This window comes from Pseudomonadales bacterium (assembly GCA_024234435.1).
Classification (GTDB): Bacteria; Pseudomonadota; Gammaproteobacteria; order Pseudomonadales; family Porticoccaceae; genus JACKOF01.
The window spans coordinates 176,909-202,287 of record JACKOF010000002.1 but is presented as its reverse complement, the minus strand read 5'-3'; the positions used below and the strand labels follow the sequence as shown (position 1 = coordinate 202,287).

At 51.3% G+C, this 25,379-nt stretch carries 25 protein-coding genes; 4 read left to right on the top strand and 21 right to left on the bottom strand.

Annotated features, from left to right (window positions below):
• Nucleotides 1–50: 50 nt before the first annotated feature.
• Together galE and H7A02_10765 are read left to right on the top strand one after the other, a co-directional pair.
• Nucleotides 51–1,091, top strand: a complete 1,041-nt coding sequence (gene galE / locus H7A02_10770; protein MCP5172740.1) for a UDP-glucose 4-epimerase GalE — start codon at nucleotides 51–53, stop codon at nucleotides 1,089–1,091.
• Nucleotides 1,092–1,135: 44 nt separating this feature from the next.
• On the top strand, nucleotides 1,136–1,900 hold the full coding sequence (locus tag H7A02_10765) for a hypothetical protein (GenBank protein ID MCP5172739.1): 765 nt from the start codon (nucleotides 1,136–1,138) through the stop codon (nucleotides 1,898–1,900).
• 49 nt (nucleotides 1,901–1,949) lie between these two features.
• Here H7A02_10765 and H7A02_10760 read toward each other — a convergent pair whose 3' ends face one another.
• The 6 genes from H7A02_10760 to H7A02_10735 all read right to left on the bottom strand — a co-directional run bounded on the left by H7A02_10760 (nucleotide 1,950) and on the right by H7A02_10735 (nucleotide 9,078).
• Nucleotides 1,950–2,747 carry a symmetrical bis(5'-nucleosyl)-tetraphosphatase gene (locus H7A02_10760; protein ID MCP5172738.1) on the bottom strand — a complete coding sequence of 266 codons (798 nt, stop codon included), beginning with the start codon at nucleotides 2,745–2,747 and terminating at the stop codon, nucleotides 1,950–1,952.
• A gap of 2 nt (nucleotides 2,748–2,749) precedes the next feature.
• Nucleotides 2,750–3,124 carry a Co2+/Mg2+ efflux protein ApaG gene (gene apaG / locus H7A02_10755; GenBank protein MCP5172737.1) on the bottom strand — a complete coding sequence of 125 codons (375 nt, stop codon included), beginning with the start codon at nucleotides 3,122–3,124 and terminating at the stop codon, nucleotides 2,750–2,752.
• On the bottom strand, nucleotides 3,121–3,936 hold the full coding sequence (gene rsmA, locus H7A02_10750; GenBank protein ID MCP5172736.1) for a 16S rRNA (adenine(1518)-N(6)/adenine(1519)-N(6))-dimethyltransferase RsmA: 816 nt from the start codon (nucleotides 3,934–3,936) through the stop codon (nucleotides 3,121–3,123). Before rsmA ends, apaG begins: the two co-directional genes overlap by 4 nt.
• On the bottom strand, nucleotides 3,929–4,933 hold the full coding sequence (gene pdxA, locus H7A02_10745) for a 4-hydroxythreonine-4-phosphate dehydrogenase PdxA (protein ID MCP5172735.1): 1,005 nt from the start codon (nucleotides 4,931–4,933) through the stop codon (nucleotides 3,929–3,931). The genes rsmA and pdxA overlap by 8 nt, the downstream gene beginning before the upstream one ends.
• A gap of 109 nt (nucleotides 4,934–5,042) precedes the next feature.
• Nucleotides 5,043–6,353: a peptidylprolyl isomerase gene (locus tag H7A02_10740; GenBank protein MCP5172734.1), complete on the bottom strand. Its 1,311-nt coding sequence runs from the start codon at nucleotides 6,351–6,353 to the stop codon at nucleotides 5,043–5,045.
• A 34-nt stretch (nucleotides 6,354–6,387) separates the two neighbouring features.
• Nucleotides 6,388–9,078: an LPS-assembly protein LptD gene (locus H7A02_10735; GenBank protein ID MCP5172733.1), complete on the bottom strand. Its 2,691-nt coding sequence runs from the start codon at nucleotides 9,076–9,078 to the stop codon at nucleotides 6,388–6,390.
• Nucleotides 9,079–9,289: 211 nt separating this feature from the next.
• Here H7A02_10735 and H7A02_10730 point away from each other — a divergent pair, with 211 nt between their 5' ends.
• Together H7A02_10730 and H7A02_10725 are read left to right on the top strand one after the other, a co-directional pair.
• Nucleotides 9,290–10,336: a phosphotransferase gene (locus H7A02_10730; protein MCP5172732.1), complete on the top strand. Its 1,047-nt coding sequence runs from the start codon at nucleotides 9,290–9,292 to the stop codon at nucleotides 10,334–10,336.
• Between the two features lies 1 nt (nucleotide 10,337).
• Complete coding sequence (locus tag H7A02_10725; protein MCP5172731.1) at nucleotides 10,338–11,063, top strand: nucleotidyltransferase family protein; 726 nt, start codon at nucleotides 10,338–10,340, stop codon at nucleotides 11,061–11,063.
• A 43-nt stretch (nucleotides 11,064–11,106) separates the two neighbouring features.
• On the opposite strand, the gene H7A02_10720 is transcribed toward H7A02_10725, so the two are convergent.
• The 15 genes from H7A02_10720 to H7A02_10650 form a co-directional block, all read right to left on the bottom strand.
• Nucleotides 11,107–11,820: a hypothetical protein gene (locus tag H7A02_10720; protein ID MCP5172730.1), complete on the bottom strand. Its 714-nt coding sequence runs from the start codon at nucleotides 11,818–11,820 to the stop codon at nucleotides 11,107–11,109.
• A gap of 11 nt (nucleotides 11,821–11,831) precedes the next feature.
• Nucleotides 11,832–12,617: a hypothetical protein gene (locus tag H7A02_10715; protein MCP5172729.1), complete on the bottom strand. Its 786-nt coding sequence runs from the start codon at nucleotides 12,615–12,617 to the stop codon at nucleotides 11,832–11,834.
• 33 nt (nucleotides 12,618–12,650) lie between these two features.
• Nucleotides 12,651–12,983, bottom strand: a complete 333-nt coding sequence (locus H7A02_10710; protein MCP5172728.1) for a cupredoxin domain-containing protein — start codon at nucleotides 12,981–12,983, stop codon at nucleotides 12,651–12,653.
• Nucleotides 12,980–14,299, bottom strand: a complete 1,320-nt coding sequence (locus tag H7A02_10705; GenBank protein ID MCP5172727.1) for a sensor histidine kinase — start codon at nucleotides 14,297–14,299, stop codon at nucleotides 12,980–12,982. The genes H7A02_10710 and H7A02_10705 overlap by 4 nt, the downstream gene beginning before the upstream one ends.
• 11 nt (nucleotides 14,300–14,310) lie before the next feature.
• Nucleotides 14,311–14,976 carry a response regulator transcription factor gene (locus H7A02_10700; GenBank protein ID MCP5172726.1) on the bottom strand — a complete coding sequence of 222 codons (666 nt, stop codon included), beginning with the start codon at nucleotides 14,974–14,976 and terminating at the stop codon, nucleotides 14,311–14,313.
• A 24-nt stretch (nucleotides 14,977–15,000) separates the two neighbouring features.
• Nucleotides 15,001–15,648: a tetratricopeptide repeat protein gene (locus H7A02_10695; protein ID MCP5172725.1), complete on the bottom strand. Its 648-nt coding sequence runs from the start codon at nucleotides 15,646–15,648 to the stop codon at nucleotides 15,001–15,003.
• Between the two features lie 33 nt (nucleotides 15,649–15,681).
• Complete coding sequence (locus tag H7A02_10690; protein ID MCP5172724.1) at nucleotides 15,682–16,476, bottom strand: SDR family oxidoreductase; 795 nt, start codon at nucleotides 16,474–16,476, stop codon at nucleotides 15,682–15,684.
• The gene (locus H7A02_10685; protein ID MCP5172723.1) at nucleotides 16,473–17,156 is read right to left on the bottom strand and encodes a c-type cytochrome; all 684 of its coding nucleotides are present in this window, start codon (nucleotides 17,154–17,156) and stop codon (nucleotides 16,473–16,475) included. Before H7A02_10685 ends, H7A02_10690 begins: the two co-directional genes overlap by 4 nt.
• Before the next feature lie 11 nt (nucleotides 17,157–17,167).
• Nucleotides 17,168–17,839: an iron-containing redox enzyme family protein gene (locus H7A02_10680; protein ID MCP5172722.1), complete on the bottom strand. Its 672-nt coding sequence runs from the start codon at nucleotides 17,837–17,839 to the stop codon at nucleotides 17,168–17,170.
• 29 nt (nucleotides 17,840–17,868) lie between these two features.
• On the bottom strand, nucleotides 17,869–19,377 hold the full coding sequence (locus H7A02_10675; protein ID MCP5172721.1) for an AMP-binding protein: 1,509 nt from the start codon (nucleotides 19,375–19,377) through the stop codon (nucleotides 17,869–17,871).
• The gene (locus H7A02_10670; protein MCP5172720.1) at nucleotides 19,374–20,090 is read right to left on the bottom strand and encodes a thermostable hemolysin; all 717 of its coding nucleotides are present in this window, start codon (nucleotides 20,088–20,090) and stop codon (nucleotides 19,374–19,376) included. The genes H7A02_10675 and H7A02_10670 overlap by 4 nt, the downstream gene beginning before the upstream one ends.
• 222 nt (nucleotides 20,091–20,312) lie before the next feature.
• Nucleotides 20,313–21,056 carry a helix-turn-helix transcriptional regulator gene (locus H7A02_10665; GenBank protein MCP5172719.1) on the bottom strand — a complete coding sequence of 248 codons (744 nt, stop codon included), beginning with the start codon at nucleotides 21,054–21,056 and terminating at the stop codon, nucleotides 20,313–20,315.
• A gap of 87 nt (nucleotides 21,057–21,143) precedes the next feature.
• Nucleotides 21,144–22,196, bottom strand: coding sequence for a DNA polymerase III subunit delta (locus H7A02_10660; protein ID MCP5172718.1), 1,053 nt, complete (start codon nucleotides 22,194–22,196; stop codon nucleotides 21,144–21,146).
• Nucleotides 22,180–22,728: a hypothetical protein gene (locus tag H7A02_10655; protein ID MCP5172717.1), complete on the bottom strand. Its 549-nt coding sequence runs from the start codon at nucleotides 22,726–22,728 to the stop codon at nucleotides 22,180–22,182. The genes H7A02_10660 and H7A02_10655 overlap by 17 nt, the downstream gene beginning before the upstream one ends.
• Before the next feature lie 20 nt (nucleotides 22,729–22,748).
• Nucleotides 22,749–25,226 carry a leucine--tRNA ligase gene (locus H7A02_10650; GenBank protein ID MCP5172716.1) on the bottom strand — a complete coding sequence of 826 codons (2,478 nt, stop codon included), beginning with the start codon at nucleotides 25,224–25,226 and terminating at the stop codon, nucleotides 22,749–22,751.
• Between the last annotated feature and the right edge of the window lie 153 nt (nucleotides 25,227–25,379).

The following is a 25,379-nucleotide window of genomic DNA, read 5'->3' as shown; positions in this document are numbered from 1 at the left end:
TTAAAGCGCTATTCTTGTAGAATATGGTACAGCTGATAAGGAGAGCGGAATTGAGAGTATTGGTTACTGGTGGTGCCGGTTATATTGGCAGTCATGCCTGCCTTTCGTTAATCGAAGCAGGTTACGATGTCGTTGTAGTGGACAACCTGAGTAATAGCAGCCGGGAGTCCCTTATTCGTGTGGAAGAGCTCACAGGAAAAGCCTGCAATCTTGTTGTTGGAGACATTAATGACATCAACACACTGGATAAACTGTTTAGAGGTCACCACATTGATGCGGTGATGCACTTTGCCGGCTTAAAAGCGGTGGGTGAGTCCTGTGAGAAGCCAGCCGAGTATTACCGAAACAATGTTGCAGGCACACTGACTCTATGTGAAGCGATGGCGCGACATCATGTGGGCACTCTGATCTTCAGCTCTTCAGCAACCGTTTATGGCGATCCTTATACTGTGCCCATTGCTGAGGATTTTCCGCTCAGTGCGACAAACCCTTATGGTCAATCCAAGCTGATGGTAGAGAATATGCTGAAAGATTTTGTTGCTGCGGACAAAATCAACGGGCAACCTTCCTGGAATATTGGTCTGCTGCGTTATTTTAATCCGGTAGGTGCCCATGAAAGTGGGCGCATTGGTGAAGATCCCAACGGCATACCCAACAACCTGTTGCCTTATATCTCGCAAGTTGCCATTGGTAAATTAGATCAATTAGCTGTGTTCGGGGATGACTACCCCACTGCAGATGGCACTGGGGTGCGTGATTATATCCATGTAATGGACTTGGTGGACGGCCATATCAAGGCGCTGGAAAAGCTGCTTTCGAGCGAAGATGCGAAAGGTTGTCATGTGTGGAATCTCGGTACGGGTAACGGCTATTCAGTATTGGAAATGGTGGCAGCGTTTGAAAAAGCTTCTGGTAAGTCAGTGTCGTATAAAATTGTTGAACGGCGCTCCGGGGATATCGCAGCTTGTTTTGCCGATCCTACAAAAGCCCAGCAGGAGTTGGGTTGGACGGCGCAGCGTGAATTATCACAGATGATGGCGGATTCATGGCGGTGGCAGGAGAATAACCCGCAGGGGTATGAGGGAGATTAGCTAATAGACCGTAATTTATTAGTTGAACAAAAAGGAAGGTCGGCATGGAAGAAAGTATTAGAAAATTACCGATAAAAGAAATTGCTGTTAGTGCTATCACCCACGTTGTTAGGAACTTTTCTTCACTGGTTAGAGGTGTAGGTTGGGTTATCGTCGCGTTAACTCTTTTGGATTTTTTACCCTACCTATGGAGCGTTTCGGTAACGGCTAGCTATATGATTTTTGCCTTTGAATGGGCTCTATTTTGTATCCTGGCGGTTTCTTGCCATCGGTTTTTTCTTTTGGATGACCGCGAAACCGTGAGACCTCATCAATGGTCGCGCAGAGAAACACGATTTTTAGTTTATGTGGTGTTAGTTTACTTAATCTTCACCGTTTTCAGTGCAATGGCTGGGGTGTTGGCAGCTCCCTTTCTGGGAGCTTTTGGCGAAGCTGGATACCTGTGGTCTGTCGTGATTATTTTGTTAGCTGCGATTCCCGCTGGAATTATTTTTTCGGCGTTGTCACTTATTTTTCCTTCAATTGCGATAGGGCAAGATACTAAACTTATGGAGGCGTGGGATATGGGGAAAGGGAATAGCTTCAGGTTGCTGTTTCTGGTGGTTGTCTTCCCTTATTTGTTTGAAATGCCTTTTGTATTTCTTCCTTATTTACTGGGAGACTCGTGGGTTGTTCATTTGTTGATACTGTTAGTTTCTAACTTCCTCACTATTCTTGCTGTTGCCGCGTTATCCTTTTCGTATGCTTACTTAGTAAGTGGTAAACCTATGAACAAAGAGCAGGATATGAGGCATGAATCGTCATTGTGAACGTGTATTGTTATACGAGTAAAAAGTAACTCAGAGAAAACTCTTCAATTTAGTACTGGTGAATAAACTCGCCGGTCTCCAGATTCATCATTCTTAGTGGCCCACCCCATACATAGCCCGTGTCTAACGGAAACAAATTGGGACCGCATTTTCGGCCTTCCAGTGCTGCCCAATGGCCGAAGATGATTTTAACGTCTCCGGTTTTTCGGTAGTGATGTTCAAACCAGGGCAGGAATCCTTCGGGAGGGTTTTCGGGGGCACTTTTGGTGGTCAGGTCGAGTTTGCCTTCGACGGTGCAAAAGCGCATACGGGTGAAGTAGTTGGTGATCACGCGCCAGCGGGTTTCGGTAACGAATTCGTCAGACCAGTTTGCCGGATTGTCGCCGTACATGTGTTTGAAATAGTTTTTGGCGCGTTTGTCTTTGAATACGGCTTCGACTTCAGCAGCCAGTTTTTTGGCTTTTTTCAGGCTCCAGATGGGTGGGATGCCTGCATGAACAATGACGTAGCCTGAATCTTCGAGCAGTATGGGCTGTTGCTGCAACCAGTGGAGAAGCTCTTCGCGGTCGGGAGCACTTAGTATCTTGTTAAGAGTGTCTTTGCGATTGGGTGAACGTTCGCCGTGAGCAATGGCCAGCAGGTGTAAATCGTGATTGCCGAGTACGGTTTTGAAGCTGTTGCCAAGCTGGTAGCAAAAACGCAGCGTTTCAAGAGACTCCGGGCCGCGATTGACCAGGTCGCCAACGGCCAGTAGTTTGTCATTGGCAGGATCAAACTTTACCTGCTCGAGCAGCTCTTTTAAGGGTGTGAGGCAACCCTGAATGTCGCCAACGGCATAGGTGGTCATTGCTAGTGAACGGACCCCGGTACAGCCAGTAAAAAGGGTGGGATGGGGGCGTCGAAGGCTTCACCGGATTCTGTCACCATCTGGTAGTAACCTTCCATGGTGCCGACTTCCGTGTCGAGTACCACTCCGCTGGTGTACTGATAGTGCTGCCCAGGTGGAATGATAGGCTGCTCTCCGACCACACCGATACCCTGCACTTCCTTGCGCGACTGATTGGCATCGGTAATCAGCCATTTGCGGCTGATTAATTGTGAGGTTTCGCTGCCGATATTCTCGATGGTGATGCGGTAGGCGAAAGCGTGCTTACCCTTGGTGGGCTCGGATTGGTCCGGCAGATATTGGGTGTCTACATGAACCTGTATCGGACATTCACTCATAACAATATTTCCATTTGATTGCCGAGATTGACAAAGTCTGCGACGCTGAGTTTTTCGGGACGCAGGCTCAAGTCAAAGTCGATTTTTTCCAGTTTGTCGCTATCCAGCAGGTGCTTGAGGGTGTTGCGAATGGTTTTGCGGCGTTGTTGAAAACAGGCACTGACCAACCTGGAGAGAGCCTGTACGTCTTTGGCCGGGTGTGGAAGATGTGTATGGGGCTTTAGTCGGACAATGGCTGATTCAACTTTGGGTGCGGGTTTGAAGGCGCCCGGAGGAACGGCAAATAACGGTTGCACCTCGCAGTAATACTGCACCATGACACTGAGTCTGCCATAGGTTTTGGTGCCAGGTGTTGCTGACAGCCGATCGACAACTTCCTTCTGCAGCATAAAGTGCATATCGGTGATGGATGCGTGGTATTTAAGCAGATGAAACAGCAGCGGTGTGGAAATGTTGTAGGGAAGGTTGCCGACAATGCGCAGAGGATGGTCTGCCTTTATAAACTGGCTGAAGTCGGTTTTCAGTGCGTCTCCCTGAAAAATGGTAAAGCCGGGGTACTGCGCCTGAAAACGGGCTTGCAAGCGAGGTATCAAGTCGCGGTCCAGCTCCACTACTTGCAGGTTTCCACAGCGCTCCAGTAAGGGTGCAGTAATGGCGCCTTGGCCTGGCCCAATTTCTATCAGGTTCTGCTCCGGCTTGGGGGCGATGGCTGCGACAATCTTGCCGATAACGTTCGGGTCTACCAGAAAATTCTGCCCAAAGCGTTTGCGAGCGTAGTGACCCTGATGCACTTTTTCTGAATGGTTAGCCATTGCCCTCTCCTCGGAGTGAGCCGGTTTTTGCTGCGGCCATTGTGGCTGCGTAATCGATAGCGGTACGCAGGCTGCCGGTATCAGCGAGGCCCCGGCCTGCCAGGTCAAGTGCGGTGCCGTGGTCTACTGACGTGCGGATAATGGGTAATCCCAGAGTGATGTTGACGGCTGCGCCGAAGCCCTTGTATTTCAGCACGGGTAAACCCTGATCGTGATACATCGCCAGTACCGCATCGCAGTTGTCGAGGTATTTGGGGGTGAACAGGCTGTCTGCTGGCAGGGGGCCAGTGAGACGCATTCCCTGTTGTCGAAGCTCGTTGAGCGCAGGCTCAATGATGTCTATTTCTTCGTGCCCCAGATGTCCGCCCTCACCTGCATGAGGGTTGAGCCCACAAACCAGTATGTGCGGTTTCGGCAGGGCGAATTTGCTGATCAGGTCATGGTGGAGAATGGCGATGACCTGTTTTAAAAGGCTGCCGGTTATTGCAGCTGGCACTGCTGACAGGGGTAAATGTGTAGTGGCCAGCGCCACTCTCAGGCCCTCTGTTGCCAACATCATGACGACGAGAGGCGTGCCTGTTTTCTCAGCGAGGAACTCTGTATGGCCGCTAAAGGGGATGCCTGCGTCATTGATGATACCTTTATGGACGGGTCCGGTAATCATGGCGTCGCAGAGACCGCTCTGGCAGCTCCTGACAGCGCTGTTGAGTGTATCCAGTACGTAAGCAGCATTCGCCACATCAAGCTCGCCGGGGAAAGCATCTCTGTTGAGTCGGTGGGGAGAGACTGCAAGCTCACCCGCGGCCAGCGGTTGTGGGTGGTCAGTGATCGAACGCAGTGCAAGTGGCAAGCCCAGCTGCCGGGCCCTTGATTGCAGGAGCTGTGGGTCCGCAAAAGCCACCAGCTCATGAGTATTGGGCTGCTGTGCCAGCGAGATAAGCAGGTCTGGGCCAATGCCGGCGGGCTCTCCCGGGGTTATCGCGAGTCTCAATGTCACGAACCAACTCCGTAGTTACGCTATTATCTACACAGGTAGCTGGCGGGAGCGAGATATTGCGCGCGTAAAACCCCGCCGATTAATTCTGATGATGGAAGCTCGTCAATCGCTAATTTTTGCCCAGCTTGATTTCTACATACGCTTCATCGCGGATTTCACCCAGCCACACCTGCAACTCCTCTTCGTATTTGCGGTTGCGCAGAATGTTTTCGGCCTGCTTGCGTTTGATATCGTTGCTGAAGTCCTGAGAACGGCGATCAGTTACCTGCAACAGGTGCCAGCCGAACTGACTGCGAAAAGGCTCACTCATCTCATTGACGGCTGTCTGCCTCATTATCTGCTCAAACTGGGGAACAAACTGCCCCGGCAATGACCAACCCACATCGCCACCCTGCAAGGCAGATGCAATGTCATCTGAATGTGCTTTAGCCAGTGCTGCGAAATCGTCGCCCTTGAGTACTTGCTCTTTGATGTCCAGCAGTATCTTCTTGGCATCTTCGTCAGTGCGAATTTCGTTGGTCTTGATCAGGATATGGCGAACTTTGCTCTGTTCGATCAGTTGTTCGCCACCACCACGGCGCTCGTAAAGCTTCAGCAGGTGTATACCCGCTTCGCTGCGCAGGGGGGGTGTTACGTCTCCCGGTTTAAGGTTGCTCACGGCATCTGAAAAAATACCCGGTAACTGGGCAGTCTTTTTCCAGCCCAGGTCTCCGCCGCTGAGGGCATTCTGGCCGGAAGAATTTGTCACCGCGAGCTGCTTGAAATCGGCACCGCCATTCAGTTGTTCAAGGATCTCGGCAGCTTTGTGCTGAACTTCTTGAACCAGCTCGCGACTGGAACCTGCGGATAATGGCAGCATGATGTGCCCCAAATTGACCTCTGCAGAGGTGAAGTTGCGCCCCTCTTCAGAGTTCAGGAAGTTTGTAACCTCCTGCTCGGTAACACGTACCCGGCGTCCAACCTGAGAGTCTTGAACGCGTTGAATAAGAATATCGTTGCGAATCTGGCGGCGAAGGTTGGCCAGTTTCAGACCGCTGTTATGAGCTCTCTCGACGAACTCTTCAACACCGATGTTCTGGGATTGAGCCATGTTAGCTATTGCCTGGTTCAGTTCGGCATCACTGACGCGAACACCCGCGCGCAGCCCCATGCTTATTTGCAGGCGCTCGGTTATCAGGCGCTCCAGAACCTGCGGAACCAGCTGGGCTCGGGGAGGTGCTTCGGTACCGCTTTCTTCCAGTCGGCGATAGATATGTTCGACACGTTCTTCAAGCTCGGTGAGCATAACGACGTCGTTATCTACAATGGCCACAACCTGATCGAGCAGCTGAACTGGCGCCAGGGCCGGGGCTTGAATGGTGGCCGCTAACAATAGGCTCGGGAACAGTTTTTTGCCGACATTTTTGAGAATATTTTTCATGGGGTTATCTGCAGTCAAGTGTATGTGTTATCAATCAGTAATCGCGACGCTGGTAGCCGTATATGCCGTCGGTGAGAATACTGTCCACCTGTGATCCGGTGCCGCCAAGCCCTTTGAACTGAACTTGCAAAAAGATGCCCTCATCTTCCTGCAAATCTTCTTCGGGCAGAATAATCAGGTCGTCGTCACGGTCAATCCATTTGCGCGCGACGAGGCTGATGCGCCAGCAGCAGCTGTCGTATTCGACGCCAGCCATGGTTTCCAGTTCCCGGCTGTTGGTGAAATCATAGTTCCAGCGGGCGACCAGATTCCAGTTATCAAAAATGGGCAGGAATGTGGAAAAGTCGGCCTGTTCAATGTCGGCGCTGATGGTATCGATATTGAGTGCTGTCAAGGTGCGCACAGGTTGGCGAGTAAAGCGGTAACCGAGATTGACAATCAGGTCGTTGCTGTTGTGGTAGCGCAGGTTAACACTGCCTTTGTCGATGGTACCATCATCATCATCGTACAGCAGGTCTGCACTTGCTCGTAGATTGTCGCTCAGGCGCAATGCCAGCTCGGCGGCGTAGTTGGACTCATCGCGGATCAGCTCATTGAGGTCATTCAGATTTCTGCGTTCAGCATCTGTCAGGTTGTTGGGGTCCGCGATGGGCAGCAGTGTCGGGTCTTTGATGATGGCTTCTGAAAGGTTTTCATTGAGAGTGACGAAGCGATCATCCAGATAAAAAATCTGTCCGAAACTGGCTCTCAGCCACTCCAGGCCGGTGGATTTCTGTAACAGTCGGGTTGTGAGGCCAATGCTGATCTGATCAGTATCACCAATACGGTCGCCGCCGGTAAAGCGGTCGTCCCTGAACAGCTGGTTGTAGCTGAAGGTCGTGTTGGATGTATCGAAGTCGGGCAGATCGGATTGATCCTGATAGTCACTGTGAACGTAGAACAGTCTGGGTTCAAAGGTTTGCAGGAAGCCTTTCAGCAGGCTGGTGTCCCGCTCCATAAAGATACCGGTATCAATCATGCCCACGGGAACGGTCACGGAGGGGCTGTCGTCTGTTTTGCCCAGCAAGGGGTTATCCAGGCTGTAAGACAGGTATTTCAGCTTTGCCGTGGGGCGAAAGTAGCCCCATGCCCAGTTTTTATCCCAGCTGGCGGAATAGTCCATGCGAATACGATCGCCGGTTATATAGGTGTTCTCTGTGTCCCGCTGTAATAGCTGAGGCGCCGGTATCGAGAGCGGCTCATTATCGTCCCCGTGGTCAAAGCGGGTGATCTGGTTTTTCAGGTTGAATTCGAAATCGCCAAGCTGGTAAAAGCCGTCCGCAGTGAAGCGAGGCAGTATTTTGTAAGGTTCGGCCCGGTTTTCAACAATGGTTTGATACTCCTTGGCCTGCAGGCCAAAGTTCCAGTTGTCGAGGTGATAGCCAACATTTCCCGACTGGAGTAAGTGGGTCTGGCTATTCACCTCAAGTGTGGCGTTGCCCAGATCGCGAAAATATTCATTGTCACTGGCTCGGGTGTAATCGATACTGCTGCTCCAACCCTGTCCAAAATAGCCGGTGTGATTGACTGCGGCCACCCAGCGATCTTCGCCTTCAAAATCCTTGCGACCTGTGAGTGGATCAACGGGTTCATCTGTGTCGTCACCGCCATCGTCACTGGAAAGGAAGCCGCCGCTAACAACTGTTTCTGTAAATCGGGAAAGGTGGCGGCCTTCCAATTCCAGCATTGTGCCGCGCTCCTGCACAAAGCGGGGTGTAATCGTGGCGTCGTAATTGGGTGCCAGGTTCAGGTAAATTGGTTGGGCATAGTCGAAGCCGTTATCCTGGCTGAGTTCCAGCTTGGGGTATAACAGGCCGCTGGCCCGCCGGTCGTCGATTGGAAAACGTATCCAGGGCAGGTAAAGAATCGGGATGTCTTTCACTTCAAGGCGGACATGTTTGGCGGTGGCTATGCCCGTTTCGGTATTGATCTTGCTGTTTGCTGAAACCAGTTGCCAGGCATTACTGGAAGGCTCGCAGGTCGTGTAGGTGGAGTTGTCAATATAGAAAACACCATTGTCTTGACGCGACATATGCGTTGCCGTGCCGCGCACACCGGCTTCGTGCATAACAAATTGCAGGTTGTCGACGTCAACTGCGTTGGTTTCCATGTTGATATGAGCCGTGTCGCCCAGCACCAGAGTACCCGGCTCGCGAAACTGTACTCTCCCCTCAAGGTCAACGATACGCTGCTGCTGGTCTACCGTGGCGCGGTTGCTGCGTACCTGTCGGTAGCCCTGGGTGATTTGAACATTGCCGGACAAGTGGGCGATGCTTTCCTGCTCAACTTCAGTTGCAGCAGCCGCTACTCGCATGGCAGCCTGATCAGGGTCCAAGTCAGCATCAGGGTAGTCTCGCTCCGGTTCTATATAGGCGCCACAGCAGCCGCGGGCAATTTTTTCCCGTTCTTCGTCGGTCATCACTGTTTCGTCAACCCAGTCCAGATTGCTGGTCAGCCGGACTTGTGGGCCATCATCTTGAGGTGTAGCTTCGACCGCCCTGTGCACAGGGCGGGGATAGCTCTTGCCAGCGACTTCACGCTCATTGCAAACCCAATCGCCATCCTGCCCGGCAACACAATTCCATTCACTGTGTTTCGGGTTTTCTGTGTGTCCGGCTATAGGGCTTATCAATCCGAGGCTTAACAGAGTGGCGTGCATGGACATTCTGCTGAAAATATTTGGCATTCTAGTTATCCGTCTATCGGGTTGTTTAATTCTGACTGGTGCTGTCTGTTGTTCTTCGATTTGCAGTAACAGCCCATATCAAGAATTTACGGCGAGCGAGTCAACCAGGGTAATCGGGCTATTTTACCCAATCTGGCCAATCATGCGAGAGTCAAAACGCAGTTTGGGATAGAATAGCTGATCTTATTTCATCTCAACCGGGTATTTATACTTGTCAGTGATCGCGTTACGGGACTGGGCAGCCAGTTTTTTACCGAATGTTGTGTTGCCAAAGGCAGAGTTATCGCTTTCTGCCCTGAGTGGAGATGCAGGTTTTCGGCAGTATTTTCGTACCGGCACTGAACCCGCGCTCATGGCGGTATCTGCGCCGCCCGAACATGAAAATACTCCGGCTTTTGTCAGCAAAGCGTTGTTGATGCGTGAATATGGTATTCGTGTGCCCGAGGTTTATGCGGTCAATTACCAGCAAGGTTTTATGTTGTTGGAAGACCTGGGCGATACGTTGTTGTTGTCTCGGTTGGGCAACAGTAAGGCCTCGGATGCTCTTTATGCGTCGGCTGAAAATGCGCTGCTCGAACTTCAGGCGATGCCCGCTGACCGGGATGTGTTTGCAGACTACAGCGCAGTGCTGCTTCACAGAGAAATGGCCCTTTTCCCCGAGTGGTTTGTGGGTGGGTTGCTGGAGTTGCAGCCTACTGTTGCTGATCGGAGTATGCTAAAACGGGTATTTGATACGCTGGTGACTAATGCCGTTGAACAGCCACAGGTAGTCGTGCACAGGGATTATCACTCCCGCAATTTGATGTTGATGCCTGATAATCGTATAGCCATGATTGATTTTCAGGATGCAGTTATCGGGCCTTTGACCTATGATCTGGTTTCCTTGTTGCGGGATTGTTATATTCGACTCCCCGCAAACGAAGTCCGACATCGGGCTTTGAATTTTGCCAGACAATCAGGTGTTCTGGCCGATGTTTCCGAAAGTCGCTTTATCCGCTGGTTTGACCTGATGGGGTTACAGCGGCATCTCAAGGTTCTGGGGATTTTTGCCCGGCTTTCGTTGCGGGATGGCAAGCCGCAGTATTTGCGTGATTTGCCTTTGGTTATCCGTTACACACTTGAGCAGGCAAAACCTTACCCGGAAATGGCAGAATTTGTGAGCTGGTTTGAAACGGCTATTTTGGCGGTACTCGAGAGTGGTCAGTATGCGTGGTATCAGCCGTGGCAAACGGCTGGTGATAGAGCAGGAGAGCAGTAAAGTGAAAGCAATGATTTTAGCTGCAGGGCTGGGCGAGCGGCTGAGGCCGCTTACCGATACGACACCCAAGCCGCTGCTGGAAGTTAATGGCAAGCCGTTGATTCAGCACCATGTTGAAAAGCTGGCCGCTGCGGGTGTGAAGGATATTGTTATTAATACTTCCTGGCTGGCGGAAAAAATTGAAGCGTTTCTCGGCGATGGTTCACGATTCGGCGTCAGTATCAAGTGGTCGCGAGAGGATGAACCCCTTGAAACTGGGGGTGGTATCCGTCGTGCTCTGCCGTTGCTGGGTAACCAGCCGTTTCTGGTCATCAACGGCGATGTCTGGACAGACTTTCCCATTGGCAGCTTGACAAATAGAGACTGGCCGGAGGATATGGATGCACATTTGGTACTGGTGCCTAATCCTGTTCATCACACGGGCGGTGATTTCAGCCTGAACAGTGCCGGGCGATTGTTCTATCCGCAAGAGGGTGACGAGACTTACACCTTCAGCGGCATCAGCGTTATGCGTCCGGAAATTTTTGCGCTCTACAGCTCTGCCAGTGAAAAATTTGCGATCAGGGATGTGCTGGTGAGCGGTATCAAAGCCGGTTGCGTGAGTGGTGAGATTTGCCGTAGCACATGGTGGGATGTTGGCACCTATGAGCGTTTACAGGCCCTGAATACACTGTTGAGCGGCCGTGAGGTAGATACTGGAAAAAAGCCGAGAATTAGGATCTCCTGAGAGCCCCGTCCTGTGGCGCAGCTGTCTGTGGTTTTGTCAGGTATCAGAATTCATATTCCAGATTCAACTTCCAGCTGACATCTGGCGTATCGTGGTCAAGGCCGAGTATGACACCGGTTTCCCATCGTGTTTTCTTTCCACCGCCGATACGCCACAGCCCCGTTATAATGGGCCCAAAGCCCTGCGTATCCTGTGACTGATAGAATTCCAGGCCGGGTTCAAATTTTTCACTGTTCCGAAAACGCAGCTGTCCGGCAAAGGCGGTCTCCCATTCATTTTTGGTGTCACTACCTCCCTCGTAGATCAAAGACAGATTGCCGGTTGCAACCCATTGGCCCCATTCACGCAGCACGATCAATGTTGAACCGGCTTCCCAGATATCGTCTTCTCTCGACTTTTCAAGCTCAAACAGCAGGCCCCAGTCATGATCAAGCTCACCTTGTTCAGTGAGCTGCCATTTAAGCTCTACTTCGTAATCTTCTATTGAAAAACCGCTCTGCGCCTCGTCCACACCAATCATATAGATCTCTGCAAAAAGATGATCAGACAGTGATTGCCCATAACCGAGAATATGGCGCTGACGGCCATCAATCTGGTCGCGATCATCCTGCTCGTATCTTGTGCGGTATTCGATTTCTTTTTCCAGCAGCTGCACATAGGGGTCATAGACCTTGTCGATACTGGAGCCGCTGGCCAGAGCTGAAGGCGCAATCACCAGCAGACCCAATAGATAGTGTTGTGGTGAAAGTCTTTTCATGGCGCTAGGACTCACAGGGAAGCAGGCTGCTTGGAGGTGTATTTTTTTGCTGCCTTTATAGCCACGAAAACAGTGGCCATTGCAACGAGGTAAAAGCTGATTTCGACAACCGATGGCCGGGATTCGTAGCCGAAGATAGCGTAGGCTATCTGGCCAGCAATGGAGTTCTCTGCAAGCAGTTCGTTACTGTCCCACAACGGTTGATTGGTCGGTAGCCAGTCAGCCTGAATCAGTAGCTGGGTTGCCTGCAGTACCATTCCGCAGGCGATAAGAGATAGCAGTAGTGTGAGGGTTCTTCGGACTTCTATCTCGGGCAGCAAAATAACACCATAATAAAAAACAACGCCAGCACTTAAACCCAGGGCCAGGCCGATAAAGCCGCTGGTAACCGCGCTGGTCAGACTGGTGTTTCCCTGCAGAAAGCCTGAATAAAACACCACCAGTTCTCCGCCCTCCCTTACCAGGGCGATTGCCACAGTGAGTGCCATAAACAATGGCAAGTGACGAGTATGCCTTGTGCCGCCGAGATATTGCATGGCGCAGACAATAACCAGGAGAACATAGATCAGGTATTGCAGGCTGGCATTGAGTACCTCCTGTCCAACATAGTCGAACTGTTCAGAAATCCAGCCAAGGCTCAACGCATAGATGCCAGCGCCTGTTAAGCCCGACAGCAGGGCAGGGTAAAGCCATGAAGTGGGTAATTTCCGGCAGTGGGTGAGGGACAGCATGATACTGATCAGCACGCTGGCTTCCAGGGTTTCTCTTAAAACGATAACAATGATACTTAGCAGCATAGCTCTCCCGCGGGTGTCCTGATTGATGCGCGCTTATTTTGCAATCAGTGTTCCCTGTGCCGTTGACATATTGAACTCACCAAAAAAAGGATAAACACCTGGCTCCAGGGGGCCTACGAATATGACGGTCTTTCTATTCCCCAGAATGACTTTCTCGCGATTCAGCTCATAGCTTTCAAACTCTTCGGCTGTTGGATCATCGTTAATAATCAGCAATCTGATTTTGGTATTGGCGGGCACCTCAATTTCTGCCGGATAAAACAGATGATTTTTTATTGTCAGAGTAAATTCAGGTTTGTCTGCCCAGGCTGGTGAAGCGGTCAGCAGGCAGGCAATGAGCCAGCAGGTTATTGATTTGACTGTCATGTGTTGTGTGCCACCCTGTGTTTTGGAAAGAGCACTTCTATGGCCAGCCCCCCCAGTTTTTCTGAATGAGAGAGAAACAGCTGTGCTCCGTGTAGCCGGGTAACGAAAGAAACGATGGAAAGCCCCAAACCACTTCCCCTGACACCGGAGTTGTGTCGGTCTCCTCCCACCCGGTAAAAACGTTCGGTGACTCGGGTGTACTCCGACTCGGGTATTCCTGGCCCGGAATCTTCTACTCGCAGACGAATATCATCGCGAGAGTCACTCAGTGTTACCGTGATGATGCCGTCTTCTGGTGTATATTTTGAGGCGTTATCAACCAGGTTTCGCACCAGAACTTCAAGGGCAAATGCATCTCCGGGGAAGGTGCTGCATTGACCCGTAAGGGCAATATGCTGGTTTTTTGCTTCAATATGGTCGTAAAGCTGGGCGATAACATCCGAAGTAATATTGATCAGGTTGCAATCGGTAATGTCGGCATGATTGATGTCCAGTGAAACGCGATGCATTGCCAGCAGTTGCTCAATGGATTGCCCCATCCGGTTGACCAGATTACCCAGCTGCCCCAGCTTTTGGTGGTTATCCGCTTCTTTGGAAAGGTTGTAGAGTTCGACTTTCAGTGCGGCAAGAGGTGTTCGCAATTCGTGGGCGGCGTCAGCAGAAAAGCGTTTCTCAATTTCAAACGCTTCCGACAATCGCTGAAACAGACTGTTTAATGCGGTCACAAAAGGTATTAGCTCTTTCGGATAATTGTCATTTTCGAGTGGTGAAAAATCGTCGGCATTGCGTTTCGATAGCGTATTCGCCAGCTTCCTCAGAGGGTTGAGGCCGATATGTATCACCAGCAGAATAATGATGCCCAGTAAAGGCAGTACCCAGATAATAGGAATGATCGCCTTGAGGAGAACATCCTCCACCATGGCGGCAAAAAAATCATAACGCTGTGCGACAACAATAGCGGTCTGCTGATCGATGTTGACACTATACGTGCGCCAACGCTGACTGTTGTAGTTGACCATATGAAAATCGTTGTCAATGTTTGAAAACAGATAGTCCGGGGCGTTACCGGAGCGGGCAATCAGATTTTTGTCCTGCCAGATCTGGAAGAGGGTGTCGTTGTCAAACAGGTTTTGCGGGATGATGCGATTGTCTTTTATTAATGTGGACAGCGAGTGCGATCGCTCAAGGAACTGCCGGTTAACAAGCGTGTCAGCAGAGTTCAGGCTATTCTGATATCCGCGCAGCGCGGCAATAAAATTGCTCAGGCAAACGACGGACAGAATGAGCACGACAAGATAAGCACGTATTGATCGCATTCCGAAACGCTTTAGCCACCTTTTTTGTTAATGGTATATCCCACACCACGAATGGTTTTAATGAAATTAGCAGGCAATTTTTTACGCAGATTACTGACGTGTACTTCTATTGCATTGCTGCCAATCGCTTCACCCCACTCGTAGAGGTGATCTTCTATGGTGCCTTTTGTTTTTACCCTTCCCGCGTCTTCCATCAGTAGTTTTAATACTCTGTATTCCTTGCGCGGCAAATTGATCTCCACGCCGTCTACAAATGCTTTGTGCGCGGCGGTATCCAGCATAACGCCATTGATGGTGACTTCGCTGCTGGAGGCCGTGCCAAGGCGGCGGGACATCACTCTCAGCCTTGCCAATAGCTCCGGCATATCAAAGGGTTTGGCCAGATAGTCGTCTGCACCAATGTCCAGCATCTGCACCTTGTCGTCAACTGCATTGCGTGCAGTCAAAATCAGCACCGGTAAAGGGTCAGCCTTGCGGCGTACAAACTTTAACACCTCAATACCATCCATATCGGGCAAACCCAGATCGAGCACAATCAGGTCGGGCCCGAAGGACGTGATCTGTGCCTTGGCGTCGGCACCGGTGCGCACGGTTGAGACAACAAAACTCTCTGCCGTCAAAGCCTGTGTCAGTCCCGCCGCAAGGTCTGTGTCATCTTCTACCAGTAATAGTTTCAACTGCCATGACCTTTTTGTTTCGAGTTAGCGCAGGTGTCGGGCGATATCGATCAGCGCAGCGTTGATCTCCGCCCTTCTTCCCTGGTCAGCTACTTCACGGCCAGGCCTTGGTTCGGCCTTCAGAGCCTTTTTGAAGTAGTTTTCTGCCTCCTTATATTGACCTTCTTTTCGCAAGTAGTCAGCATAAAAATAGTTGGGGTCCAGGCCGTCCGGGTTGATCGACAGAGCTTTTTTCAGCAGTTCTTCCGCCTTATCGTCGTCGCCGAAACCCAGTGGCCAGCCAGGTACGTTGAAATACAGAGTGCCAAGACTGGTATAGGCCGAACCGTCGAGGGCATTGGCATCCAGCTCTAACGCTTTTTCAAGGTCAGCTTTGGCTGCCTTGGCGTATTTCAATGCGCTGAGTCCCCCTTTTACCCCCGCATAGGTCGATTCAATAATACCTCGCCAGATAAAAACCCCGGCGCTTTCCGGGAATTGAGAAACCAGTTTATCGGCTTCTTCGATCAGTGCAACAAAGGCCTCTTTTTGTAATTTCCCACTCATCTGATAGTTATTTTCTGCCCAGTGTTTTTGCAGGTAGACAATCGCTTCCTGGTCGGACTCTGCTGCCAGAATAAATCCGGATGTTATCAGTATGACCACAGCGATTAGCGATTTATACAGGTGCATCCTATGTACTCCTTTAAGTTTGTAAGGTTTGGTTTAGCGGGAAGCCTTTGCATAGCGTTTGATGGTGGCCAGTTGTTTGGCCAATGATTGATCAACCCAGTGAGGCAGTAACGCATTGATTCGCACAAAGAGTGATTCCGGCCAACCCAGATAGCGGTGGCATGACTTTTTCTTCTCCAGCACCTTTACCAGTTCGCCTGCCACCCATTCGGGCGTATCAGTGGTGTTGCCCAACGCTTTGTTCATCTGCTGCATGGCGTCGCTGTTGAGTTCTGTATCGGTGGCTCGCGGGGCAAAATAAATAATACGCAGGGATTTATCAGAGAGTTCTCTGCGCAATGATTCGGTAAATCCTCGCAGGCCAAATTTGCTGGCACAGTAAACGGACGAGCCCGCATAACCAATGCTGCCCAGAATCGAACCGATGTTGACGATGGCGGTGTCTGACTTTTCAATGAGCAGTGGAAGCATGGTCTTGCATACGAGGATGGGTGTTGTCAGGTTGGTCGTCATGATGTTTTCAATATCGTTTTCTGACGATTCGCTCAGTAATGAGAGCTGATTAATACCCATGCTATTGATCATAATATCGATCTCAAACGCCTCTGCTGCAGCGTGCAGTAACTTCAGGCCTTCGCTTTCATTCAAGTCGGTTACCAGAGTTGAATGCCCACTGCCGCTCAGTGAGGTCGCTAGTTTGTCGAGCTTGCTATGATCTCTGCCCGTGAGTAACAGCTGGCAACCTTTTGATGCCAGTGCCTGAGCAACCGCCATTCCTATACCACCTGTCGCACCAGTGATGAGCACTTTTTTTTGTTCCAGTTTCATTCAAGGGCCTCGTTGCCATTGGCGGGTGATATGTCGCTGACAAAGGTTATGAGCTGATTCAATTGCGCTTTGGAAAGTGCTTTTACCACACTGAGCATTTTTGTTTGATGTTTTGTCGGGTTGCTGAAGGTTCTGAAGTCGTGCCTGAACAGCTGCAATTGCCTGGCAATGTAATCCGCATTCAGATAGTCCAGACGCGGGCTGCCGGTCATTGTTCTGCCCATAAAGCTGTTATGGCACCCGCGGCATTTTTCGGCATAAAGCTGTGCGCCGGGTGATGTGATGCCTGCCTGATAATTGAGCAGTTTTTGGCTGTTGTGTGACGATGCCCATTTCGCCAAATCCCGGATCTCACGTTCCGTCAGTTCAGCGGCGGCTTTGCTCATGGCATTTGCCGATGGATTTCCGGCCCCTCTCAGGCCAGATTGAAAGTTTTTCAGTTGTTCGGCGATGTATTTTTCTGAAAACCCGCCGAGTTGTGGTCCAGGAAAATCTGCGGTTGGACTATCGGTTCCGCTATCGACTCCGGTGTCGATACTGTGGCACGAAAGACAGCGCGCCCTGGTTTGCGTAACCGATGCAGCGGCTTGTGACAGATTTGCGATGAGCGCCAGCAAAAGCACTGCTGGCCAGATAAGCTGCTGCCTGATTAACGGTGTTATCGGTCGGTTGTTTTTCATCTTGTGCTCGCCTACGCCGCAATCAATTGGGCTTGCTCTGCCGACAGTTCTCGAAAAATATCGCCGTACAAGCGATAAAAACGACCCGCGGTATGAATAATCAGTTTTTGCTCATTCGGGTCAGAGATCTGATTCATCAGGCCCTCAAAGAATTTGATGTGCTCCTGGTCAAGCGCGCCGTGAGATTTCAGATAGCTGAAGGCGTTGCCGGGTAAATCAAGCGCTATTTGTATGTTGCTTGCTGCCGCGTCGGCAATAGCAATACTGGTTCCTTCGAGCACCTGCACCATGCCAAAAAATCCTAACGGACTGATTCGGGTGATGGTGTCATAAGCGTATGACACCATCAGCTCAGTGGAAAAATTGGGGGTGGAATGACGCGCCTTTTCCTTGTCGTAGCCGCAGGCAGCGATGTCATTCAAAATCCACTCCTGATGTCCGAGCTCTTCTTCGATGTATTCGGCAACTGCGTTGCGCAGCCATTCCTTCGATTCAGGTAGACGTGAACCCGTGGCCATCAGCAGCGGGGTAGTGTGCTTTACATGGTGGTAGGCTTGCTGCAAAAAGGCAACGTAGTCTTGCAGCTTGATATCACCGGAGAGGCAGTTTTGAATGATGGGTGCCGCCAGCAGGTATTCGCGCTCATCAGTGGTGGCAATATTGAGTTTGTCGTAAAAGTTCATAGCGGATCCTGCGTGGTTTCTCGAACGGCTTACTGATTTTGTTGGGAAAGCAACGGTGCTTGTTCATAGCATTCATCAAGTAATGCTGAAAATTTGTTTTCTACACATTGGCGTTTTAGTCGGCCGTTTGCTGTGGTGTAAGGCTGTAGCTGCCCGCCATTAACTCTTATCCAGCACGCAACTTTGGCATAGTCGGGGAGCTTTTCATTGGTGTGCTGCACCCATGCCTCAATGGTTGCGTCTGCGATCTGGGCCGGTGCACTGATCAAGGCGGTCAGGTATGGTCTGGCGTCACCCACTATCATGCAATGACTCAGTAGTGGTTGTGACATCAGTTCCGATTCAACCCACTCCGGACTCACGTTGCGTCCAAAGCTGGTGATCAAAAGGTTTTTCAGGCGACCATTGACATGCAGTAACCCGTTGACGAATTCCCCCTTGTCGCCGGTGTAGACTTTGTCCGGGTACCAGCTGTCCGGTTCTCCCAGGTAACCCAGGTGGCTGGCGCCGGACACAACAATCTCCGAGTTTTCTATCGTGACAGAGCAGTGGGGCAGTGCCGCTCCAACAGCATCGTTACTGTTGCGATCTGCTGTATTGAGTGCCACCACCGAGCCACATTCGGACAGACCGTAGCCCTGGAATACCGGCAATCCGTACTGACGGGCGAGACGGATAGATTCAGGGGAAACCCTGCCCCCGCCAACGGCTACAAACTGTAATGACGCTGGTGGCTGCCAGCCCTGTTGGCAGGCGGCAGTGAGTGCCGTGAGCAACTGAGGGATCAGGATCATGGTTGTTGGCGAGGTTTTGTCGATACATTGCAGTAAGGCAGAGACATTGATGCTTGAACTGCCGGACATACCCCGTTCTGCATCGCCTGGTAGCAGTATGGTGCCACCACTCAGCAGAGGCGTGTATATGCCGGCAATATTTTCGAGCAGCGTGCTCAGGGGCAGCAGACACAAATGTCTTGGTTGATTAATGCCTATGGTGTTGGCGAGGGATTCAGCAACCCGCCATTGCTGATTTGTGCTGAGGCAGACACCTTTGGGTGCTCCGGTTGAACCGGAGGTGAATGTGACTTTCCGGGTCTTGTCAGGAAGCTCGGCCGTTTTCTTGGCGGATAGAGTTAGTAGCTCGAAACCGGATGCAATGCCAATGTCGGCAAGTGATATCTGTGCCTGAATCGGCAGATCGACCCTCTGGAATTTACTGTCCGGCTGATTGAGTACCGTTCGAATCCCACCCGCTTCCAGGCAGCGGCGGATTTGTTTGACACTGAAAAAAGTTGGCAGCGGGATACAGACAACATTTGCCTGCTGGCATGCCAGATCCGTGACTACCCAGTCGATACTGTTGTCGCCATAAAGCGCAAGTGATTGAATCCCGCTTTTTTGCAGCCAGCGCGAGACCTGTTCGATACGCTCCACCAGCGTTTTATAAGACAGGCTGGAGATACCATCGGTGAGTGCGGGCTGATTTTCCGGTAGATTATCTGCAATACACGTCAGCCTGTTTAAAATACTGATCATCACTTTAACGTTTCCGGTAAACGGCGGTAGTTCAGCAGGGATTCGGCGATCGTCTCTATTGCCTGGCTGTGATGGTGAGCTATTGATGCGAGGGTTGTTTTTTCCTTTACCGTGATGGCGGCGCAGCGCAAATTGCCAACCATGACGCGGGGATTGTGTTCGTAATAACGTCCCCAAAGCTGCTGGTTGTTCTCAAGGCAAACGGGGTCAGCCGGGGCAAGGTAGCGTGGTTGAAAGTTCAGAAAGTGCATCAGTCGTTCAACTTCTTGTGTAACGGTGAATACCATCCATTCAAAGCCTGCTTCGTACAGTGCCATAGACATAACAACAAACAATGGTATCCATGACCCCTTTCTTGTTGCAGCCAGATTGCCTACCTCTACCAGGGCGTGGCGGTCAATCGGTTGCTGAGTGAGTCGCGCGACCTGTTGCTCGACAGGTGATTTCAGGTATTGCTCGAGAAACATGGGCTTGAAACAACCGGGCCTTAATCCCAGGCAGCCTTCGGTTTGTATTCCTCGCATTTCAAGCAGGAGCGGCAGAAATTCAGAGATGGACGCCTCGTGAACCTGGTGATATTTGCTGGAGATATAGGATTCCAGCCGGATTCGTTCTACTGACTGGCGGGAGTGTAACTGAAATGCGCGAGGGTCCGTGCTTGCTTGGCGCGCAGCAGTGTGGTTGCTGTTGAGTTGTGAGCTTGCTGGCACAGGCATGTTGATACTCCGATCGTTATCCTTACCGGTGCACAATAGGGTGTAAAACTTAAGGAAACCTTATGGCTGAATAGCGCGTTCGATTTTTGTGACGCGGAGCGCAACAAGGCTGGAGCAAGTTGCCGAGAAAAAAGAATAGTATCCGCGCTTTTCAACAAGGTGCGAGTGTGCCGTAACAAACGGTGCTTGCTGTGGTTGCGAATTGGTTAATGGTGGAGGTTATTACCCTGGCTTTTTTGCCGTTCCGCCGTCCGTACTGTTACCGCTTTTGTTTTTTTCTGTACTACCGTTACTGGTAACGATGTGTTCCTGCTCTGCCACAAAGTGAAGAGACATTTCAAAGGCTTGTTGCGTAAATGCACGAACCCTTTCAAAGCCTTCATCAGACAATTTTCTGCTGGCGTCCTGACTGCGATAAATGTTCAGAAACAGAACTTCTCGCTCAGCCTGCATGGTGAGCCGGTGCAGGCCCAGTTTTTTTAGCAGGTTTGCAATACGGGGATTGTAGGTGTTGGCGTAACGAAGAATAAAAGGGATAGGGTCGTTACGTGCATAAAATGAGGCCAGACGAAGAATGATTTCGAAAGGTAATGCGGTTTTACCTTCTTCTACCGCTTTTAGTAAGTCGGGGTTTTTCAGGTCTATCGCTTCAGAAAGTTCGGCAATGGTTAACCCTGTTACTTCGCGAAGGTCCTTGAGTGATGTTCCCGCCTTGCCCATCCGCTCCATTTGCTCGGGGGAGTGCTTCATCAGTTTGGCAGCCTGATCCCAGGTCATTTCAGTCGCTATTTTCATGGCCTGGCCGGGAATGTTTTTTACTCCGCCCAACAGTGAGCCAAAGTTGCCTTCCAGGAGACTGTCCAGTAGGGAGCTATCTTCATTGCCGGTGTTTTTTTTGGCAGATGAGGTTTTTTTTGTGGCGCTCTTTTTTGTGCTCTTTGGTGCGCTCTTGCTTTTTGATGCCATGATCTAGCCCTCACAATGAGTCAACAGAAACTGGCCTGCTTATGATGGAGTATAAACAACCCGCATGGAGAATGGCCAGTAAGGAGGTTAACTGTCTTGCAGGGAAAAGCGAAGATTTTGTGGGTGCAGGCTATTGGAGCCGGATAGCATCAACACCAGAGTGCTCAAATCATCCCAGGGGTTTGCAACGCGCATGCCCTTGATCGCGCGGTCAATGCCGCCACACAGGCGCAGCATTTGCCTCAGCGTAGCAGGTCTGAGACGGCGGGCGGCACTCTTTACCAGGGGCTTTCGCTTGTCCCACACCCCTGCATTCTTCAGCGCCCAGTCAAGATGTTCACCCTGGCTATGAGCTTCGGACACGGTTAGCAGCGTGCGAATCTCTCTGGTCAGGGACCAGAGGATAACCGTTGCTTCACTGCCTTCGTCCCGGAGTCCGCGCAGGGTTCTGCTGGCACTTTGCGCGTCGCCAGCGAGCGCCTTGTCCACCAGAGAGAAAACATCGTAGCGAGCGCTGTCAGCAACCACGGTGGACATGGTTTTGGCGTCCACGTCACCATCAGGCACCAGTAGTTTGAGTTTCTCAATTTCCTGCACTGCGGCCAATAGATTGCCTTCTACCCGGTCGGCCAGAATTTCAATGGCTTGGGAATTGGCGCGAATACCCGCCAGTTTCAATCGGTTGCCGATCCAGCGTGGCAGCTGTGCTGGCGTGACGGGCCAGATCTGGATAAATATACCCGTAGACTCAATGAGTTTGACCCACTTGCTACGAACACTACTGGCATCCAGCTTGGGGGCGATCATCAGCAACAGTGTGTCCGGGTTGGGGTTGTCGAGATATTCCTGTATGAGTCGGGACCCTTTATCGCCGGGCTTGCCATTGGTGAGTCGGATTTCAAGAATCTTCTTGGCGGAAAACAGCGATAGGCTGTTTGCTTCAGTGAGAACCTGATTCCAGTCAAAGTTGCTGTCTGTGTGGAACAGTTCGCGATCAGCGAAGCCCTGCTCAACAGCTGATGCTCTGATTTGATCCGAGGCCTCTTGCACGAGCAGTGATTCGTCACCGCTGATCAGGTAAACGGATGCCAGAGCGTCTCGCGAAAGGTGGTTGTCGAGTTGTTCAGCTTTCAGGCGCATCTTCAGTCACAGCAGGCTTTGCATTTGCCGGTCTGCTGCTTATTAGGCGTAAGCGGTCAATAATTTGCCGGGACAGGTTAGCGCGCATTTCGTGTCTCAACAATTCCATTTCGTCATCTTTTGCCAGCACGTTGTCTTCATCAAACTCAAACACACGCTCCAGTGTCAGAGTGGTTCTGGGCATTTGCTGGATGCCATCAGCACCCAGAATCAACAGGTCGACCTCTTCGGTAAGTTGGTATTCGGCAACACGGGCGCTGGCGCTAACGGTTGCTGTGCGGCGGCTGGAGCGCTCATCGAGGATGATAATGCTGTATTGTGCTGAGGCTGCATCTGTTGACAGAACGACATCGATGGATTTCAGATCCCGTTTAAGTGTTTGGATCAACGGGCTTTGCAGGTTGCGACCACTAATGTGGACGCTTTGAACATTCTGCAACGCATCGTTATGGCCGCGGAGGTGCCAGCCGCAACCGCTGACGAGCAGAACAGACAGAATAAGGGCAATACCACTGCGAAATAAGTTGTTCATGAAAATTCCTTTATTGTCTTCTAGTTGGCAACCACATTGACTAGTTTGCCGGGTACCACGATTACTTTACGGATGCTTTGTCCTGCCGTAAAGCGCTGTACGTTTTCGTGTGCCAAAGCCAGCTTTTCCAGGGTATCCTTGTCCGAGTCGGCGGACACATCCAATTGCCCTCTTACTTTGCCGTTCACCTGAACCACGATGGTTTGAGTTTCTTTTGTCAGTGCGGTTTCATCAACCTGAGGCCAGCTGGCATCAATCACCGGGGTGTTGTGACCCAATGCGATCCAGAGAGCATGACATATATGCGGCGCAACGGGTGCCAGAACGAGTACGGCGGTTTCCAGAGCTTCCTGTATCACGGCAATCCCCTGGGTGGATTGGTCGTTCAGGCGGCTGACATCATTAAGCAGTTCCATCGTCGCTGCAATGGCAGTGTTGAAGCTTTGTCGGCGACCGTAATCGTCAGTAACCTTGACAATGGTCTGATGAGTTTTTCGGCGCAGGTTCTTTTGTGATTCGTTGAGACTGGTGAAGTCCGGATTGACTGGCTGACTGGCTTGCCTGTGTTGATAAACTGTTTTCCACAGTTTGCGCAAAAAGCGGTTGGCCCCTTCTACTGCGCTGTCATTCCACTCCAGTGATTGCTCTGGTGGTGCAGCAAACATGGTAAACAATCTTACGGTATCAGCGCCGTAACTGTTGATCAGTTGCTGCGGATCAACCGTATTGCCTTTTGACTTCGACATTTTTGCGCCGTCTTTTAGCACCATGCCCTGGCAGAGCAGTCTGGTAAATGGCTCATCGGAGTTGAGCAGTCCTTCATCGCGCATCAGCTTGTGGAAGAAGCGGGCGTAGAGCAGATGCAGAATAGCGTGTTCAATGCCACCAACATATTGATCTACCGGCAGCCAGTAGTTGGCGGCGTCGCTGTCGAGCATGCCCTGGTCATAATCGGGACAGGTAAAGCGGGCGTAGTACCAGCTGGATTCCATAAAGGTGTCGAAGGTATCCGTTTCGTGTTCAACAGCTTGCCCGTTGAGTTCAGCTTTTCGCCACGCCGGATCGCCTTTTATGGGGGATTGTACGCCATCCATTTCGACGTCTTCCGGCAGTCGCACAGGAAGCCTGTCGGCAGGTACCGGGATTTCGCCCCCTGCGGGGAGGTTGAACATAGGGATTGGAGAGCCCCAGTAGCGTTGTCGTGAAACTCCCCAATCCCGCAGTCGGTAGTTGACAGTGACTTTGCCGCGGCCGAGGCTTTCAAGTTGCGCGGCAATGGCATCGAACGCCTGTTCGAAGTCAAGTCCGTCAAGGTTTTCAAAGTCGACGCCGGAGTTGATGAGCACGCCCTTGTCGGTAAATGCACATGAGTCGAGATCGCAGATGTTATCGGAGCCTTCGGTGGGGGCAATAACCTGTTTGATGGGCAGCTTGTATTTGGAGGCGAACTCAAAGTCTCGCTGGTCGTGTGCGGGTACCGCCATCACTGCACCGGAGCCATAATCCATGAGCACATAGTTGCCCACCCAAACCGGCACCTGTTCGCCTGTGAGGGGGTGGGTTGCGTTAATACCTGTTGCCATACCACGCTTCTCCATGGTGGCCATGTCCGCTTCCTTAACGGAAGTTTCCTTGCAACTGGAGATAAAGGCCGCGAGTTCGGGGTTATCTTTTGCCAGAGCCAGGGCGATGGGATGCTCTGCCGCCAGACTGACGTAGGTGATACCCATGATGGTGTCGGGGCGGGTGGTGTAGACATCAAAGCTGTCCATTTCGGCGACCGGTTCTGAAAGCGCAAAGGTCATTTCAACTCCGCGGCTCTTGCCAATCCAGTTGCGCTGCATGGTGCGAACTTGCTCAGGCCACTGCTCCAGTTTGTCGAGGTCATTCAGTAGCTCTTCGGCGTACGCTGTAATCTTAATAAACCACTGAGGGATTTCCTTGCGCTCCACCGTTGTATCGCAACGCCAGCAGCAGCCGTCAATAACCTGCTCATTGGCAAGTACAGTCTGGTCGTTGGGGCACCAGTTGACAGCAGCGGTCTTCTTGTAGACCAAACCTTTTTCGTAGAGGCGGGTAAAAAACCACTGTTCCCAGCGGTAGTAATCGGGCTGACAGGTAGCCAGTTCACGGCTCCAGTCATAGCCGAAACCCAGTTGTTTGAGCTGGGTTTTCATGTAATTGATATTTTCGTAGGTCCATTTTGCCGGAGCCGTGTTATTTTTAATGGCGGCATTTTCTGCGGGCAATCCGAAAGCATCCCAACCCATTGGCTGCAAAACATTCTTGCCCAGCATGCGGTGATAGCGAGCGATCACGTCGGCAATGGTGTAGTTTCTCACATGCCCCATGTGCAGTTTGCCGCTGGGGTAGGGGAACATGGCAAGGCAGTAGTATTTTTCTTTGCTCTTGTCTGCCGTTACCAGAAAGCTTTTTTCGTCCTGCCAGAACTGCTGTGTTGCGGCTTCAATTTTTTCGGGGTGATATTGCTGATCCATAACGCTCGCTGTTGTATCGATGACATTTGGGACGCTGTTTATTGTCGTCCAGATGTGTTTGTGCGGTGCTGTTTGTTGTACCGGGCAAGGGCGGGATTATAGGGGAATTCTGCTGGGACACCTAGCAGGCTGTTGATTTTCTGTCTGCCTTGT